Below are 15,669 nucleotides of genomic sequence, written 5' to 3' on the forward strand. Positions count from 1 at the left end.
CCGTCAACACTCCTCAAGCGCGATAGGTCACGGCCTTCACGGCCTCGATGACTTCCTTGACGGAAGGCAAAGCCAGCTTTTCCAGGTTGGCGGCGTAGGGCATCGGAACATCCTTGCCGCAAACCTTCAGCACCGGCGCGTCGAGATGGTCGAAAGCGCGCACCATGAGTTCGGAGGCGATATGCGAGCCGACGGACCCTTGCGGCCAGCCTTCCTCCACGGTGACGCAACGGTTGGTCTTGCGAACGGAGCGCACCACCGTATCGATGTCGAGCGGGCGGATCGTGCGCAGGTCGATCACTTCGGCGTCGATGCCCTCGGCGGCGAGCTGCTCGGCGGCGGCGACCGCATAGGTCATTCCGATGCCGAACGAGACGATGGTGACGTCCTTGCCCTTGCGGTGGATGCGCGCCTTGCCGATCGGCACCGTCCAGTCATCCAGCTTCGGCACGTCGAAGCTGTGGCCATAGAGGATTTCGTTTTCCAGGAAGATGACGGGGTTGGGATCGCGGATGGCCGACTTCAACAGGCCTTTCGCATCGGCCGCCGTGTAGGGCTGCACCACCTTCAGGCCGGGGATATGCCCATACCAGGCGGCGTAATCCTGGCTGTGCTGCGCCGCCACGCGCGCCGCGGCGCCGTTGGGCCCGCGGAACACGATGGGGCAGCCCATCTGGCCACCGGCCATGTACAGCGTCTTGGCAGCCGAATTGACGATCTGGTCGATCGCCTGCATGGCGAAGTTGAAGGTCATGAACTCGACGATCGGGCGCAGTCCCGCAAAGGCGGCGCCGACGGCCAGGCCGGCGAAGCCGTGCTCGGTGATCGGGGTATCCACCACGCGGCGCGCGCCGAACTCGTCCAGCAGGCCCTGGCTGATCTTGTAGGCGCCCTGATATTCGGCGACTTCCTCGCCCATCAGGAACACGGTCTCGTCCCTGCGCATCTCTTCGGCCATGGCATCGCGAAGCGCCTCGCGGACGGTCGTCTTGACCATTTCGGTGCCGGCCGGCACCTCTTCGGCCAGGTCGCCATCGACGTCGTCGGGCTCGGGGTGCGACAGGCCGGACGCGGGAACCGGCTTGCCGGCGTTCTTTTCGGCCGCATCGGCCGCGCCGTCGTCGGCAGGCTTCGGATCGTTGGTGGAGCGGCCGGTGGGCTGTTCCTGCTTCTTCGGCGTGGCGTCATCCGCACTTTCGCCTTCGGCGATCAGAATGGCGATGGGCGCGTTCACCTTCACGCCCTCGGTGCCGGCGGGCACCAGGATCTTGCCCAGCTTTCCTTCGTCCACGGCCTCGACTTCCATCGTGGCCTTGTCGGTCTCGATCTCGGCGATCACGTCACCCGGCGCGACGTCGTCGCCTTCCTGCTTGATCCACTTGGACAGGGTGCCCTCTTCCATCGTGGGGGAAAGGGCGGGCATCAGAATCTCTGTCGGCATGAGTGCGCCCTCTCAGTTCGCGGACTGCGGTACGGATTCGGCGTAGACGTCGGTCCACAGTTCCGAAGGATCCGGCTCGGGATCGTTCTGGGCGAAATCGGCGGCCTCGGCCACGATGTCGCGCACCTCCCGGTCGATGCCCTTCAGCTCGTCCTCGTCCACCTTGAACTTGTCCATCAGGCGCTGGCGTACCTGCTCGATCGGATCGGATTCGGAGCGCATCTTCTGCACTTCCTCACGCGTGCGGTACTTCGCCGGATCGGACATGGAGTGGCCGCGATAACGATAGGTCATCATCTCCAGGATGATGGGGCCGTTGCCGCCACGGCAATGCTCTACCGCAAGGTCTGCGGCCGCCTTGACCGCGCGCACGTCCATGCCGTCCACCTGGATGCCCGGAATCTTGAACGAGAGCCCGCGATGCGCGAAATTCGTTTCCGCCGAGGCGCGGCTGACGGCCGTGCCCATGGCGTAGCGATTGTTTTCGATAACGTAGATCACCGGCAGCTTCCACAGGGAAGCCATGTTGAAGGCCTCGTAGACCTGGCCCTGGTTGGCCGCGCCGTCGCCGAAATAGGTCACGCAGACAGAATCGTTGCCGCGATAGGAATTGGCGAAGGCGAGGCCGGTGCCGATCGGCACCTGAGCGCCGACGATGCCGTGGCCGCCGTAGAAGTTCTTCTCTTTCGAGAACATGTGCATCGAGCCGCCCTTGCCGCGCGAATAGCCGTTGCGGCGGCCTGTCAGCTCGGCCATGACGCCCCGCGCTTCCATGCCGGTGGCAAGCATGTGCGCATGGTCGCGGTAGGCGGTGATGATCTGGTCGCCGTCCTTCAGCGCGGCCTGAACGCCCACGACGACGGCCTCCTGGCCGATATAGAGGTGGCAGAAGCCGCCGATGACGCCCATGCCGTAGAGTTGGCCGGCCTTCTCCTCGAAGCGGCGCATCAACAGCATCTCGCGATAGGCCGCGAGGTCGTCTTCCTTGGTGAAGTCGGCAGGGGCCGGCGTGTCGAAGTGCTCGAGCGTCTTGACGATTTCGGAGCTGGAGGCGGTCGCCCCCTTGCCCTGGACGCTGCTCTTTTGCTTGCCAGAAGCCATAAAGCGCCTTCCCTCTGTTAAGGCCCCGCGGGGCGTGTCGGGAAAACGCACTACACGCAATTCAGATGCAACGGCAAGAAGGCGACACAATCTTGCCCTGATTTCGGTTAAATGCCGCAATGCAGCATGATTTAACCGCAATCAAGTTAACCTGCAGCCTTGCTCAGCGCAGGATGACGATCTCGTCTTCATTTCCCATATTGAGGGCACGACGGGCCCGCTCGTCAACCATGTCGCGCTGGAGGGAGCCGTCACGCAGAGACTGGACGCGGGTTTCCAGCGCGGCCCGTTCCTTGACGAAGCCGGCAAGCTGGGCCTCCCGCTGCTCGAGCAGCGCGGCCATCTCCTTGCGGGACTCGACGCCGTAGCGCCCTTCCTGGGATTGGAGCGCGAAGTACGCCAGCACCGTCATGGTGATGACGGGTACGACAAAAGGTCCGAGTTTGGATCTGCGCTTCTGTTTGGTCCGCATGGGGGAACATCTCTCCGCTCGACGGCAGGATGCTCCCCACACGCTTAATTTTGCATTAAACGCGGCGCTTCAGGATGGAGCGTCCGGCATAGACGGCCTGGTCGCCGAGCTCTTCCTCGATGCGCAGGAGCTGGTTGTATTTCGCCAGCCGGTCGGAGCGCGCCAGCGAACCCGTCTTGATCTGCCCGCAATTGGTGGCGACGGCCAGATCGGCGATCGTCGCATCTTCCGTCTCGCCAGAGCGATGCGACATGACGGCGGTGTATCCCGCGCGCTGCGCCACGCTGACGGCATCGAGCGTTTCGGTCAACGTGCCGATCTGGTTGACCTTGACGAGGATGGAGTTGGCCACGCCCTTTTCGATGCCCTCGCGCAGGCGCACCGAATTGGTCACGAACAGATCGTCGCCCACCAGCTGGACGCGGTCACCGACCTTGTCTGTCAGAAGCTTCCAACCGTCCCAGTCGTCTTCGGCCATGCCGTCTTCGATGGAGATGATGGGATAGGCGTCGCACAGTTCGGCCAGATAGTCGGCGAACTCGGCGGCGGACAGCTTGCGCCCCTCGCCCTCCAGGTCGTAGACGCCGCCCTTGTAGAATTCGGTCGAGGCGCAGTCGAGCGCCAGGAACATGTCCTCGCCCGGCTTGTAGCCCGCCTTCTCGATCGACTGGACGATGAAGTCCAGCGCCTCGCGCGCGGAGCCGAGATTGGGCGCAAAGCCTCCCTCGTCGCCGACATTCGTGTTGTGGCCGGCGTCCTTGAGGCTCTTCTTCAGCGTATGGAAGACTTCGGCACCCATGCGCAGCGCCTCGGAGAAGCTTTCCGCGCCCACCGGCATGATCATGAATTCCTGGAAGTCGATCGGGTTGTCGGCATGGGCGCCGCCATTGATGATGTTCATCATCGGCACCGGAAGCACATGGGCGCTGGCGCCACCGACATACCGATAGAGCGGCAGGTCCGCCGACTCTGCGGCGGCCTTGGCCACGGCCAGCGAGACGCCCAGTATGGCGTTGGCGCCGAGGCGGCTCTTGTTCGGGGTGCCGTCGAGCGCCTTCAGCACGGCGTCGATCCGAATCTGATTCTCCGCCTCGAAGCCGGCGATGGCTTCGAGGATGTCGGTGTTGACGCCGGACACGGCCTCCTGAACGCCCTTGCCGCCATAGCGCTCGTCGCCGTCCCGCAGTTCGACCGCCTCGTGAGCGCCCGTCGATGCGCCGGAGGGCACCGCTGCCCGACCCATAGAGCCGTCTTCCAGCACCACGTCCACTTCGACCGTCGGGTTGCCCCGGCTGTCGAGAATTTCACGCCCGATGATGTCGATGATTGCCGTCATGGCGAGACCCCCTGAAATCGATAGCCAAGGGCCTTTTAGTGGCTTGGGCGCCAAGTTGGAACTGCCGTCCGCCATGAAATCGCGACGAAAGATGAAGCTTCCGTCTTTCATTGTCATTTAAGATATGCAGGATATCTAACGATTGTTTTTAGTTCAGGACTATTTCGATGGCCCAGGCCGCACCCACGACGCCGACCGCCGGCCCGGCAGCGCCGGCAACCTACATACTCAGCGACGGTGTATCCCAAAGGGTGATCCAGCCCGGCCACCGCGAGACGGTGCAAGCAGTCGCGGGGCGGCGATACAAGCTCCTGCGCATGGAGCCGGCGGGCGCCAGGCCCGTGGCGGACGTCATCGCAATCGCCGACGGCGGCACGGATGACGGCCACCTTCGCCTCATGACCGGCGACCACACCGAAATCGTCATACGCGACTTCTTCAAGGCGCCCGATACGAGCATCGACATCCCGCGCCCGGATGGGGATACGCTGACCCTCGACAAGGCCACGTCCCCCCTGTCGCGCGGAGCGGACGGCAGCGACCTTCTCGGCATGGCCGGAACGCGCAGCGGCCTCGGCGAACTCGCCCGCGATTTCGCCGGGCACTTCGACGTCCTGTCTGCAGACCGGTTCGCGACGGCGCTCGTCTGGAGCGGGGCGATGGAAAACGCGGCGCCGGTCGCTCCGGCGGGCTTGGGCGGCATTCTGGGATCGGCGGTCGGAGGCGTCGGAACGGCAGCGGCGCTCGGTTCGTCCAACCTTGCGGTCGGCGCGGGCACGCTCGCGGGGGTCGGCGCCGTCATTGCCGGCGTCGCCAGCGCCTCGGGCTCCAGCAGTTCGGCAAGCAGTAGTGTCGAGAACGCGACGCAGGACCCGCTAGCTCCGCTCATTTCCATCGCGACGATTTCCGACGACTACCGGATCAACCAAAAAGACTACGACTCGATCGTCGGAAAAGATGGAACTCCCGGTACAGGCCTGACCGTCTCTGGAGCGACCCTCCGTGTCGACGACGGAAACATCCTGACCGTGACATGGGCCGGCATCGAGAAAACGGTAGCCGTTACCGGCGGGAAATGGAGCGTCACATTCGCCCCAAATGAGGTTCCGAAAACGGACGGCGCCTATTCGATATCGGTCCACGTCAAGAATACCGCAGGAAAGGAAAAGACCGAGACGCATGAGTTGCCGATCGATCGCACGGCGTCTATCGCCATCGATCCGATCACCGGCGATGGCGTCGTGAACGCAGCGGAATTGAACAGCGGCATCACGCTGACCGGAAGCACCGACTTCGAGGACGGCCGGTCGATCTCCGTTTCCGTCGGCGATACCAAAAAGACGGTAACCGCCCAAAACGGCCATTGGAGCGCGGCATTCTCCAAGGCCGAGCTGCCCACCCAGTCCGGTGGCGCGGTGTTCCTCAGCGGAACGGATGCCGCCGGTAACGAAGCGATGCTGTTTGCCAGCCTCTCCTACGACCTGACGGCGTCCATCAGCATCGCCAAAATCAGCGGTGACGACCTCCTCAACGCAGCAGAGATCAGCTCCGGCACCATCGTGATCAGCGGGACATCCAGCAGTATCGAAGACGGTCGCCAGGTGACGGTCACCTGGGGTGGGGTCAGCCGCGAAGCGACCATTGCTTCCAACACCTGGTCGGTAAGCTTCACTGCGGCGGATGTTCCAGCCGACGGAGTATCCAGCATCACGGCTGCCGCCACTGACAAGGCAGGCAACTCGGCCTCGGCAAGCCGCAGCTTGACGATAGACCGTGTCGCACCCGCGATCGCCATAAATGCGATCTCCATGGACGATCGTGTGAATGCGGCGGAAGCCGCCGCCGATGTTGCCATCACCGGCACGACGAATGCCGCCAACGGTGCAGAGGTGACCGTCGTCTGGAACGATGTGAGCCGAACCGGAACCGTCACGAACGGCGTCTGGACGGTGGCTTTCCCGACGGGACAGATTCCAGGCAATAATTCCTATACCATCACGGCGACCGTCAGCGACGCGGCAGGCAACCACGGCTCCGCAACCCGCACGATCGTCGTCGCGAAAGATCCGCTGCTGCAGACCGTCAGCGCTTCTTCCGGCTTCCGGATCGAGGGTGAATCGGCAGCGGACAACGCTGGCTACAGCGTCGCGCATCTTGGGGACGTCAACGGCGACGGTCTTTCCGACCTTATCGTCGGCGCACCCGCAACGTCGAGCGGGGTCGGCGCCGCCTATATCCTGTTCGGCTCCACGTCGGGCGGGTTCGGCCAAACCTTCTTCGATCAGGTCGGCGGCACGGGCGCCGACAGCCTCAGCGATGGCGGAACCGCCAAAAGTCTCGCCGGCGGCGAAGGCAACGATATAATCCAGCTTGCTGCCGCCAGCGTGGCCTACGGCGGTGCCGGAAACGATACGTTCGAGATTGCGGATCAAGCAGTCATCACCGCACTGGCCTCGAGCTTCGGAAACGGCGGCAATACCGCACAATTGGCGCGCATCGACGGCGGTAGCGGCATCGATACGCTGAAGCTGACGGGCAGCGGATTGAATCTCGACCTCGGCAGCATCACCAACCGCAGTGCCGGGACGGCACTGGAGGGCCTGGACAGGCTTTCGTCCATCGAGATCATCGACATCACCGGCAGCGGCGATAACACGCTGACACTCTCGCTTCACGATGTGCTGGATCTGGCCGGAAGCAACATCTTCACCGACAGCAATGGGTTTGGTTTTGGCGCGTCGGTGCCCAGGCATCAGATGATCGTGAAATCGGATGCCGCCGATCACGTCATCCTGAGCGACCAGGCCGGCTGGTTTGATGGCGGTACCGTGACAATGGATGGAACGACCTACACAGCCTATGTGGCGCAGAACGCCTACGCAGCGATCTACCTGGAGCATCCAATCGTCTAGCCACAGGCGGGCGATCGGGCAGGATACTGTCCGGTCGCTTCCTCAGATGGACTTCGTCAGCCTGTCGATGTCGCGAAGGCGCTTCAACATGTCTTCCATCCGATCCAGCGGAACCATGTTCGGCCCGTCTGATGGCGCGTTGTCGGGGTCTTCGTGGGTCTCGATGAACAGCCCCGCGACGCCCACCGCCACCGCCGCGCGCGCAAGTGTCTCCACGAAGCGGCGCTCGCCGCCCGATGAGCCGCCCTGCCCGCCCGGCTGCTGCACGGAATGCGTGGCATCGAACACGACCGGCGAGCCGGTCTCCGCCATGATCGGCAGCGCCCGGAAATCCGACACCAGGGTGTTGTAGCCGAAGGATGCGCCCCGCTCCGTCAACAGGACGTTCGGGTTGCCGCTCTCGGTTACCTTGGCGGCGACGTTGCGCATGTCCCACGGGGCAAGGAACTGCCCCTTCTTGATGTTGACGACACGGCCGGTTTTGGCAGCGGCGATCAGAAGGTCTGTCTGGCGGCACAGGAAGGCCGGAATCTGCAGGATGTCGCAGACGCTGCCCACCTCGGCGCATTGCGCCTCGGTATGGACGTCCGTCAGCACCGGCACGTCGAACTGGCGCGAAATCTCGTCGAACACCGGCAGCGCGCCGGCCAGGCCGATGCCCCGTCTGCCGGACAGGCTGGTGCGGTTGGCCTTGTCGAAGCTGGCCTTGAAGACATAGCCGATGCCGAGATCCGACGTCATTCGCACCATGCGCTCGGCGATCATCATCGCATGATCGCGGCTTTCCATCTGGCACGGCCCGGCGATCAGGGCGAAAGGCAGCTTCTGCGAAAAGGAAACCTTGCGCAGCGTCACCGTTTCATTGGCGTGCGACATGGCAGGATATCTCCAACTGGGGCGTCAGACGAGGCGCGACCGCTCCACCGCCGCCTGCACGAAGGACGCAAACAGCGGATGAGGCTCGAAAGGCCGCGACTTCAATTCGGGGTGGTATTGCACGCCGATGAACCACGGATGGTCCCGCAGTTCCACCGTTTCCGGCAGGAGGCCATCGGGCGACATGCCGCTGAAATCCATGCCGGCCTCTTCGAGCCGCTCGCGGTAGGCGCGGTTGACCTCGTAGCGATGACGATGCCGCTCGCTGATTTCGGTCGTCCCGTAGATATCGGCGATGCGCGAACCCGGCTTCAGGGAAGCGGTGTACGCGCCGAGGCGCATCGTGCCGCCGAGGTCGCCCTGCGAAGCGCGCTTCTCCAACTCGTTGCCCTTCAACCATTCGGTCATGATGCCGACGACCGGTTCGGCCGCGGGGCCGAATTCCGTGGAGCCGGCATTCTCGACACCGGCCAGCGAGCGGGCCGCCTCGATGACGGCCATCTGCATTCCGAAGCAGATGCCGAAATACGGCACCTTGTGCTCGCGTGCGAAGCGCGCGGCCAGTATCTTGCCCTCCGAGCCGCGCTCGCCGAAGCCGCCCGGCACGAGGATGCCGCTGACCCGGTCGAGATAGGGGGTCGGGTCTTCCTTTTCGAAGATCTCGGACTCGATCCAGTCGAGCTTGACGCGCACCCGGTTGGATATACCGCCGTGCTGCAGCGCCTCGATCAGGGATTTGTAAGCATCCTTCAGGCCGGTGTACTTGCCGACGATGGCGATGGTGACTTCGCCTTCCGGACTACGGATCCCGTCGACCACCTGATGCCAGCGCTCCAGCTTGGGCGCGGGAGCCGGATCGATGCCGAACGCGGCCAGCACCTCGGTATCCAGCCCTTCCTTGTGGTAGGCGATGGGCACGTCGTAGATCGTCGCGACATCCAGGGCCTGTATGACGGCGGACTCCCGCACGTTGCAAAACAGGCTCATCTTGCGGCGCTCTTCGCTGGGGATGGGCCTGTCGGCACGCACCAGCAGGATATCGGGCTGGATGCCGATGGACCGCAATTCCTTGACGGAATGCTGGGTCGGCTTGGTCTTCAACTCGCCGGCGCTGGGAATATAGGGCATCAGCGTCAGGTGGATATAGACCGCGCCTCCGCGCGGCAGCTCGTTGCCGAGCTGGCGGATCGCCTCGAAGAAGGGCAGCGCCTCGATATCGCCGACCGTGCCGCCGATCTCCACCAGCACGAAGTCTACATCCTCGTTGCCGTCCAGCACGAAGGCCTTGATGGCGTCCGTGACATGCGGAATCACCTGGACGGTGGCGCCCAGATAATCGCCCCGGCGCTCCTTGGCGATGATCTCCTTGTAGATCCGCCCCGTCGTGACGTTGTCCATCTTCGTGGCCGGGCGGCCGGTGAACCGCTCGTAATGGCCGAGGTCGAGGTCGGTTTCGGCCCCGTCGTCCGTCACGAAGACCTCGCCGTGCTGCGTCGGGCTCATCGTGCCGGGGTCGACGTTCAGATAGGGGTCCAGCTTACGTAGCCGCACACGGTATCCCCTGGCCTGGAGCAATGCGCCCAGTGCCGATGAGGCTATGCCTTTGCCAAGGGAGGAAACCACGCCGCCGGTGATGAATATATATCGCGCCATGGGCCTTCTCGATAACCGCTCACAGGAAAATACGCCAGAAGAAATTTCCGGCTCAATGGAAACGGGGCGCCATGAGCGCCCCGCCTCGGCATGTCTTGCAGATGGACGTCCGTTACTGGGCCTGGCCTTGCGGCGCGGCATCCTGTGGTGTCGAGCCGGGGGCAGCCTGCTCCACCGGAGGCACGGTCGGCGCTTCCGATGCGTTCGGCGCTTCCGGCGCCGGATTGGCTGGCACCTGCTCGGCCGGGGCAGACGGCGTTGCGCCGAAGGGCACGCCGGTCTCGGGCTCCGCCGGAGCCGCGGCGGGCGCGTCACCCTGCTGCTGGTCCGGCAGGCCGCCGAGCTGATCGAGCAGCGATCCGCCCTCGCCCTCGGTTGCGCCGGGGACGGTCTGGCCGGCCGGGACACGATCGAAGACATTAGTGGGCGTGCCGCCGTAACGGGCCAGAATCGCCAGGGCGAGGGAAGTGGCGAAGAAGCATGCCGCCAGAATCGCCGTCGTCCGCGTCAGGGCGTTGGCGGCCCCGCGCGCCGTCATCAGGCCACCGCCGCCACCGCCTCCCATGCCGAGCGCACCGCCCTCGGAGCGCTGGAGCAGGACGACGACGACCAGCGCCAGAACGATAAGCAGGTGAATGACGATCAGAACGGTTTGCATGGGCGTGTGTCTGCGGCTTTCATCTTCTGAATTGCGGCGTGTCTTATAGGACGGGGCCGAAAATGCCAATCGTTTTAGGGCAACGCTCAGGCCAGCGCGCGCACGCCGTCGCATATCGCGACGATATCGGCCGATTTCAAGCTGGCGCCGCCGACCAGCGCTCCGTCGACATTGTCGACCGCCAGAAGCGTGGCGCAATTGCCGGGCTTTACGGAGCCGCCATAAAGAAGCCGCATGGCGCCGCCCGCCTCTCCGAACCGCTCCCGAAGGCGGGCGCGCATGAAACCGTGGGCCTCGGCCACGTCCTCGACTGTCGGGGTCTTGCCGGTGCCGATGGCCCAGACCGGTTCGTAGGCGATGACGACATGCTCCGCCGTCGCCCCGTCCGGCACTGAGCCGGCAAGCTGGCGGCCCAGCACGTCGAGCGTTTGCCCGGTCTCCCGCTCGCCTTCCGTCTCGCCGATGCAGATGACGGCCGTCAGCCCCGCGTCGCGGGCGGCCTCCGCCTTGGCCCGGACCACGTCGTCCGTCTCGCCATGCAGGGTCCGGCGCTCCGAATGGCCGACGATGACGTGCGTTGCCCCGGCGTCGGCCAGCATAGCCGCCGAGATGTTTCCGGTGAAGGCGCCTTCCTGGCGCTCGTGGCAATCCTGCCCGCCGACGGGAAAGGCGCCGCCCACGGTTTGCGCCGCGGCGGCAAGAAGGGTGGCGGGGGTGCAGATCAAAAGATCGACATGAGAGAGTTGCCCGCCGGCCACGGCGTCGCGCATGGCGCGCAGCTCTTCCAGGCTGGCCTTCAGCCCGTTCATCTTCCAGTTGCCGGCGATCAGCTTGCGTGCGGTCATTCCTGCTCTCCCATCCATGCGTCGACCGACCGGATAGCCGCAGCGTGACGCAAAATCAAACCATGCGGCTTGCACGCGCCGGCCACTCCTTCCTATTAGGGGGCGAACCGGCCTATTAGAGGGCGAATGGAACAGGAGAACGCCGTCCAATGATGAACCAGATGCGGAAGGGTGTGGGTGGTTTCACCGCCAAGCTTCTGTTGGGCCTTCTGGTGCTCAGCTTCGTCGTCTGGGGTATCGCGGACGGCTTCAACATGGCGGGCAGCCCCAATACGGTCATCTCGGCCGGCGGCACCGAAGTGTCCACCCGCGAGTATCAGCAGGCCTACGGACAGGCGATCAACCGCATCAGCACGCAGTTGCAGCGCCGTCCGACGCCGGAAGAACAGGCAGCCCTGAACATCGACCAGCAGGTTCTGTCGCAGCTCACCAGCGTCGCCCTTCTGGACGAGGAAGCCCGGCGGCTCGGCCTTTCCCTGTCGGACGAGGGTCTGGCGCGCCGCATCGCGAACGAACCCGCCTTCCGCGATTCGTCGGGCAATTACTCGGCCAACACGGCAAGGCTCGTCCTGCAGCGCGCCAACCTGACCGAAGAGCAGTATGCCGCCGAAGAGCGCAAGATGTCGCGCCGCATCCAGGTCATGGATGCCGTGACCGGCGGCATGGCCCTGCCCGCCGCCTTCTCGGATGCGATGGGCACCTACAATGGCGAGCGGCGCACCATTGCGTCGATCATGCTTCCGCCCATCCCCCCTTCCGAAATCCCGGAGCCGGACGACGCGGCCGTGCAGGCGCTCTACGACGACACCTCCGAGGATTACGCCATCCCCGAACTGCGCTCCTATTCCTATGTGGCGCTCGTGCCGGAGCAGCTCTTCGACCCGGCCTCCATCACCGAGGCCGAGATCGAAGCCGAGTACAACGACAATCTTGCGGATTTTACCACGCCCGAGAGGCGGCGCGTGCAGCAGATCGTCTTTCCCGACCGGGCCGCGGCCGACGCGGCGGCGGCATCCATGGCCGGTGGCCAGAGCTTCGCGGATGCGGCCCGCGCCGCCGGCCGCAGCGATGCGGACGTGGAGCTGGGCCTGCGCAGCGCCGACCAGATCCCCGACACGGTCGTACGGGACGCGGCTTTCGGCCTTCAGCCGAACCAGCCGAGCGGCGTCGTGGAAGGTCTGTTCGGCCCCGTCATCGTGCAGGTGAGCGAGATCCAGCCGGCAGAGGTGCGCAGCCTCGATGCCGTGCGAGAGGAGATTCGCCAGCAACTGGCCGCGGTGCGCGCCAACGCCCGCGCGACGGAAGCCTACACCACCATCCAGGATTCGCTCGGCTCCGGCGCCACGCTGGCCGAGGCGGCGGAAACCGCCGGCCTCGAGCTCACCTCGGTTCAGGCCATCGACCAGAAAGGCCGCAACGCGGACGGACAGGAGATCGAGAACCTCGTCGGCGGCAGCGACCTTCTGACCGCCCTGTTCCTGGCCCAGCCCGGAACTGCCACCGAGCCGGTCAATTTCGCCACGGGCTCCTATGTCTTCTTCGACCTCACGGACATCCGGGAGGCGCAGGAGCGGCCGCTCGCCGAAGTTCGCGACCGCGTCGTCGCCGACTGGAAGACCGATGAGGGCGACCGTCTCCAGGAAGAGCGCGCCAAGGCCATGGTGGCGAAGGCCATGGCCGGGACGAGCCTTGCGGACATCGCCGCCGAGGCGGGCCTTTCCGTAGAGACCACATCCGGCCTGACGCGCGCCAGCGGCCCGTCGCAGATCGGCCAGCCGGCCACCATGGCCGCCTTTGCGGGGCCGCAGGGCCACGTCGCGGATGCCCCCGCCTCCACCGACGGGAGCTGGATGGTGCTGGAAGTCACCGAGATATCCAAGCCGGCGGACCCGCGTGAAAGCCTGCAGGCCGGGCTCGTCGACCAGATGAACGACATGGCCGACAACGACCTGCTGCAGGGCTTCGTCGCCCGCCTGCAACGCGACATCCCCGTGGAATATCATCAGCAGGCGATGGATCAGGTGCGTGGGGTGCTGCAGTGACGGCAGGGCTCAAGCCGCTTCTCGCCAAGGTCGCCGACCGCCAGGTCCTGACGCGTGAAGAGGCCCGCGCGGCCTTCTCGGTGCTGATGTCGGGGGATGCCACGCCCTCGCAGATCGGCGGCTTCCTGATGGCCTTGCGCGTACGCGGCGAGGCGGTGGACGAGATCGCCGGCGCGGTCGATGTGTTGCGGGCGCATATGGCGCGCGTCGACGGCGTGGCCGACGACGCGGTGGATATCGTCGGCACCGGCGGCGACCATGCCAGCACGCTGAACATCTCCACCTGCACGGCTTTCGTCGTCGCCGGCTGTGGCGTCACCGTGGCCAAGCACGGCAACCGCGCCCTTTCCTCCAAATCCGGCGCGGCCGACGTGCTGGCAGCGCTGGGCGTCGATGTCGACCTGCCGCCGGAGGCCATCGGCCCGGTCATCGCCAAGGCCGGCATCGGCTTCATGTTTGCGCCGACGCATCACTCCGCCATGCGCTTCGTGGGTCCGAGCCGGGTGGAGCTCGGCACCCGCACCATCTTCAACATGCTGGGTCCGCTGGCCAATCCTGCCGGCGTGCGCCGGATGTTGCTGGGCGTCTACGATCCGCAATGGCTGCTGCCGCTGGCCGAAAGCCTCGCCGCCCTCGGCACGGAGCGGGCTTTCGTGGTGCATGGCGACGGGCTGGACGAGATCACCGTCTGCGGGCCGACGGAGATCGCCGTGCTGCGTGATGGCGCGATCGGCAGCATCACGATCACGCCGGAGGAGTTCGGCCTGAAGCGCCGGGAACTGGACGAAATTCGCGGCGGCGACGGCGCCGCCAACGCCGCGGCGCTGCGGCGGGTGCTGGAGGGCGAGCCCGGGGCCTACCGCGATATCGTGCTGCTGAATGCGGCGGCTGCCCTCTGCGTCGCCGGCCGGACCGAGGAGATCGGCGAAGGACTCGTGCAGGCGGCCCGCGCCATCGATGACGGCTCCGCGCTGCGCAGCCTGGACACGCTCGTGGCGACCACGCGCGACAGCAGGAAGGCTCTCGCATGAGCGACATTCTGGCGAAGATCGAAGCCTACAAGCTGGAAGAGATCGCGGCGGCCAAGGCGAAGATTTCGCTCGGCGAACTGGAAGCCCGCGCCCGCGCCCAGTCGGCCCCGCGCGGCTTTGCCGATGCCCTGGCGAGAGCCCAAGCGGAGGGCCGTTACGGCCTGATCGCCGAAATCAAGAAGGCGAGCCCGTCCAAGGGCCTGATCCGGCCGGATTTCGAGCCGCCGCTTCTGGCGCAGGCCTATCAGGCCGGCGGCGCCGCCTGCCTGAGCGTCCTGACCGACGGGCCGAGTTTCCAGGGTGCGCCGGCCTTCCTGACGGCGGCGCGGGAGGCGACGCATCTGCCCGCCCTGCGCAAGGATTTCATGTTCGATACCTACCAGGTGGCGGAAGCACGCGCCTGGGGCGCCGACGCGATCCTGATCATCATGGCCAGCCTCGACGACGCGAAGGCCGCAGAGATCGAGGATGCGGCGATCCATCACGGCATGGATTGCCTGATCGAGGTGCATGACGAGGCCGAGATGGAGCGCGCGCTACGGCTCCGATCGGCTCTCGTCGGAATCAACAACCGCAACCTCCGGACCTTCGAGACGGACCTCGCCGTGGCCGAGCGGCTTGCACCGATGGTGCCTGAAGGGCGCATCCTCGTCGGGGAGAGCGGCATCTTCACCCATGCCGACTGCGAGCGGCTGGCACGATCCGGTATCCGCTCCTTCCTTGTCGGCGAAAGCCTGATGCGGCAGGACGACGTTGCCGCCGCCACACGCCGCCTTCTGGGTCTGCCGATCCACGGAGAGACCGTTTGACGGCCGGCTCCCTCACCCATCTGGACGCAACCGGCGCCGCCAGCATGGTGGATGTCGGCGACAAGCCGGCCACCCGGCGCGAGGCCACGGCCGAAGGGCTCGTCCTGATGCGTCCGGCGACGCTGGCGCTCATAACGGCCAATGCCGTGCGGAAGGGCGACGTCGTCGCCATAGCGCGGATCGCGGGCATCATGGGCGCCAAGAAGACAAGCGAGCTCATTCCGCTGTGCCACCCGCTGATGCTCGACAAGGTATCCGTGGACATCGCGCCGGAGCCGGCCCTGCCGGGCCTGCGCATCACGGCGACGGCGCGCGTCTCCGGCCCCACGGGCGTGGAGATGGAGGCCCTGACGGCGGTTACCGTGGCCTGCCTTACCATTTACGACATGGCCAAGGGCGTCGACAGGGACATGGCGATCTCCAATATTCGCCTGTTGACGAAGTCCGGGGGCCGCTCGGGCGAGTGGCGGGCCGAGGGAACCTCGTCTTGAGC

At 65.5% G+C, this 15,669-nt stretch carries 13 protein-coding genes; 5 read left to right on the top strand and 8 right to left on the bottom strand.

From position 1 onward, the window contains the following. Positions 1-13 precede the first annotated feature (13 nt). The 4 genes from NDN16_RS04100 to eno all read right to left on the bottom strand — a co-directional run bounded on the left by NDN16_RS04100 (position 14) and on the right by eno (position 4,350). Positions 14-1,441, bottom strand: a complete 1,428-nt coding sequence (locus NDN16_RS04100) for a pyruvate dehydrogenase complex E1 component subunit beta (protein WP_251112345.1) — start codon at positions 1,439-1,441, stop codon at positions 14-16. A 12-nt stretch (positions 1,442-1,453) separates the two neighbouring features. Next, positions 1,454-2,542, bottom strand: coding sequence for a pyruvate dehydrogenase (acetyl-transferring) E1 component subunit alpha (gene pdhA / locus NDN16_RS04105; protein ID WP_251112346.1), 1,089 nt, complete (start codon positions 2,540-2,542; stop codon positions 1,454-1,456). Between the two features lie 163 nt (positions 2,543-2,705). Further along, positions 2,706-3,014, bottom strand: coding sequence for an FtsB family cell division protein (locus NDN16_RS04110; protein WP_251112347.1), 309 nt, complete (start codon positions 3,012-3,014; stop codon positions 2,706-2,708). 55 nt (positions 3,015-3,069) lie between these two features. Then, positions 3,070-4,350, bottom strand: coding sequence for a phosphopyruvate hydratase (gene eno, locus NDN16_RS04115; protein ID WP_251112348.1), 1,281 nt, complete (start codon positions 4,348-4,350; stop codon positions 3,070-3,072). Positions 4,351-4,517: 167 nt separating this feature from the next. On the opposite strand from eno, the gene NDN16_RS04120 reads away from it, so the two are divergent. Beyond that, entirely contained in the window at positions 4,518-7,262 is a 2,745-nt protein-coding gene (locus NDN16_RS04120; RefSeq protein ID WP_251112349.1) for a hypothetical protein, read from the top strand. Between the two features lie 42 nt (positions 7,263-7,304). Here the strand turns inward: NDN16_RS04120 and kdsA are convergent, their stop codons facing one another. The 4 genes from kdsA to tpiA form a co-directional block, all read right to left on the bottom strand. After that, positions 7,305-8,138 (bottom strand): 3-deoxy-8-phosphooctulonate synthase, encoded by an 834-nt coding sequence (gene kdsA, locus NDN16_RS04125; protein ID WP_251112350.1) that lies wholly within the window; start codon positions 8,136-8,138, stop codon positions 7,305-7,307. A 24-nt stretch (positions 8,139-8,162) separates the two neighbouring features. Further along, complete coding sequence (locus tag NDN16_RS04130; protein WP_251112351.1) at positions 8,163-9,791, bottom strand: CTP synthase; 1,629 nt, start codon at positions 9,789-9,791, stop codon at positions 8,163-8,165. A 112-nt stretch (positions 9,792-9,903) separates the two neighbouring features. Beyond that, entirely contained in the window at positions 9,904-10,449 is a 546-nt protein-coding gene (gene secG / locus NDN16_RS04135; RefSeq protein WP_251112352.1) for a preprotein translocase subunit SecG, read from the bottom strand. Between the two features lie 86 nt (positions 10,450-10,535). Beyond that, on the bottom strand, positions 10,536-11,294 hold the full coding sequence (gene tpiA / locus NDN16_RS04140; RefSeq protein ID WP_251112353.1) for a triose-phosphate isomerase: 759 nt from the start codon (positions 11,292-11,294) through the stop codon (positions 10,536-10,538). A 149-nt stretch (positions 11,295-11,443) separates the two neighbouring features. Here tpiA and NDN16_RS04145 point away from each other — a divergent pair, with 149 nt between their 5' ends. Genes NDN16_RS04145 through moaC form a run of 4 tightly spaced genes read left to right on the top strand, consistent with a single transcriptional unit; the run spans position 11,444 to position 15,667 of the window. Then, positions 11,444-13,336, top strand: a complete 1,893-nt coding sequence (locus NDN16_RS04145; RefSeq protein WP_251112354.1) for a peptidyl-prolyl cis-trans isomerase — start codon at positions 11,444-11,446, stop codon at positions 13,334-13,336. Next, on the top strand, positions 13,333-14,367 hold the full coding sequence (gene trpD, locus NDN16_RS04150) for an anthranilate phosphoribosyltransferase (protein WP_251112355.1): 1,035 nt from the start codon (positions 13,333-13,335) through the stop codon (positions 14,365-14,367). Before NDN16_RS04145 ends, trpD begins: the two co-directional genes overlap by 4 nt. Further along, positions 14,364-15,176 (top strand): indole-3-glycerol phosphate synthase TrpC, encoded by an 813-nt coding sequence (gene trpC / locus NDN16_RS04155; RefSeq protein ID WP_251112356.1) that lies wholly within the window; start codon positions 14,364-14,366, stop codon positions 15,174-15,176. The genes trpD and trpC overlap by 4 nt, the downstream gene beginning before the upstream one ends. After that, positions 15,173-15,667, top strand: a complete 495-nt coding sequence (moaC, locus tag NDN16_RS04160; protein ID WP_251112357.1) for a cyclic pyranopterin monophosphate synthase MoaC — start codon at positions 15,173-15,175, stop codon at positions 15,665-15,667. The genes trpC and moaC overlap by 4 nt, the downstream gene beginning before the upstream one ends. The last annotated feature ends 2 nt before the right edge of the window (positions 15,668-15,669 follow it).

This window comes from Aureimonas altamirensis, assembly GCF_023702225.1.
GTDB classification, from domain to species: domain Bacteria; phylum Pseudomonadota; class Alphaproteobacteria; order Rhizobiales; family Rhizobiaceae; genus Aureimonas; species Aureimonas altamirensis_B.

Bases quoted from the DNA above. Each gene is read 5' to 3' on its own strand.
- kdsA (WP_251112350.1), bottom strand. From the start codon at position 8,138: ATGTCGCACGCCAATGAAACGGTGACGCTGCGCAAGGTTTCCTTTTCG.
- pdhA (WP_251112346.1), bottom strand. From the start codon at position 2,542: ATGGCTTCTGGCAAGCAAAAGAGCAGCGTCCAGGGCAAGGGGGCGACC.
- trpC (WP_251112356.1), top strand. From the start codon at position 14,364: ATGAGCGACATTCTGGCGAAGATCGAAGCCTACAAGCTGGAAGAGATC.
- NDN16_RS04145 (WP_251112354.1), top strand. From the start codon at position 11,444: ATGATGAACCAGATGCGGAAGGGTGTGGGTGGTTTCACCGCCAAGCTT.
- secG (WP_251112352.1), bottom strand. From the start codon at position 10,449: ATGCAAACCGTTCTGATCGTCATTCACCTGCTTATCGTTCTGGCGCTG.
- tpiA (WP_251112353.1), bottom strand. From the start codon at position 11,294: ATGACCGCACGCAAGCTGATCGCCGGCAACTGGAAGATGAACGGGCTG.
- eno (WP_251112348.1), bottom strand. From the start codon at position 4,350: ATGACGGCAATCATCGACATCATCGGGCGTGAAATTCTCGACAGCCGG.
- NDN16_RS04120 (WP_251112349.1), top strand. From the start codon at position 4,518: ATGGCCCAGGCCGCACCCACGACGCCGACCGCCGGCCCGGCAGCGCCG.
- NDN16_RS04130 (WP_251112351.1), bottom strand. From the start codon at position 9,791: ATGGCGCGATATATATTCATCACCGGCGGCGTGGTTTCCTCCCTTGGC.
- NDN16_RS04100 (WP_251112345.1), bottom strand. From the start codon at position 1,441: ATGCCGACAGAGATTCTGATGCCCGCCCTTTCCCCCACGATGGAAGAG.
- NDN16_RS04110 (WP_251112347.1), bottom strand. From the start codon at position 3,014: ATGCGGACCAAACAGAAGCGCAGATCCAAACTCGGACCTTTTGTCGTA.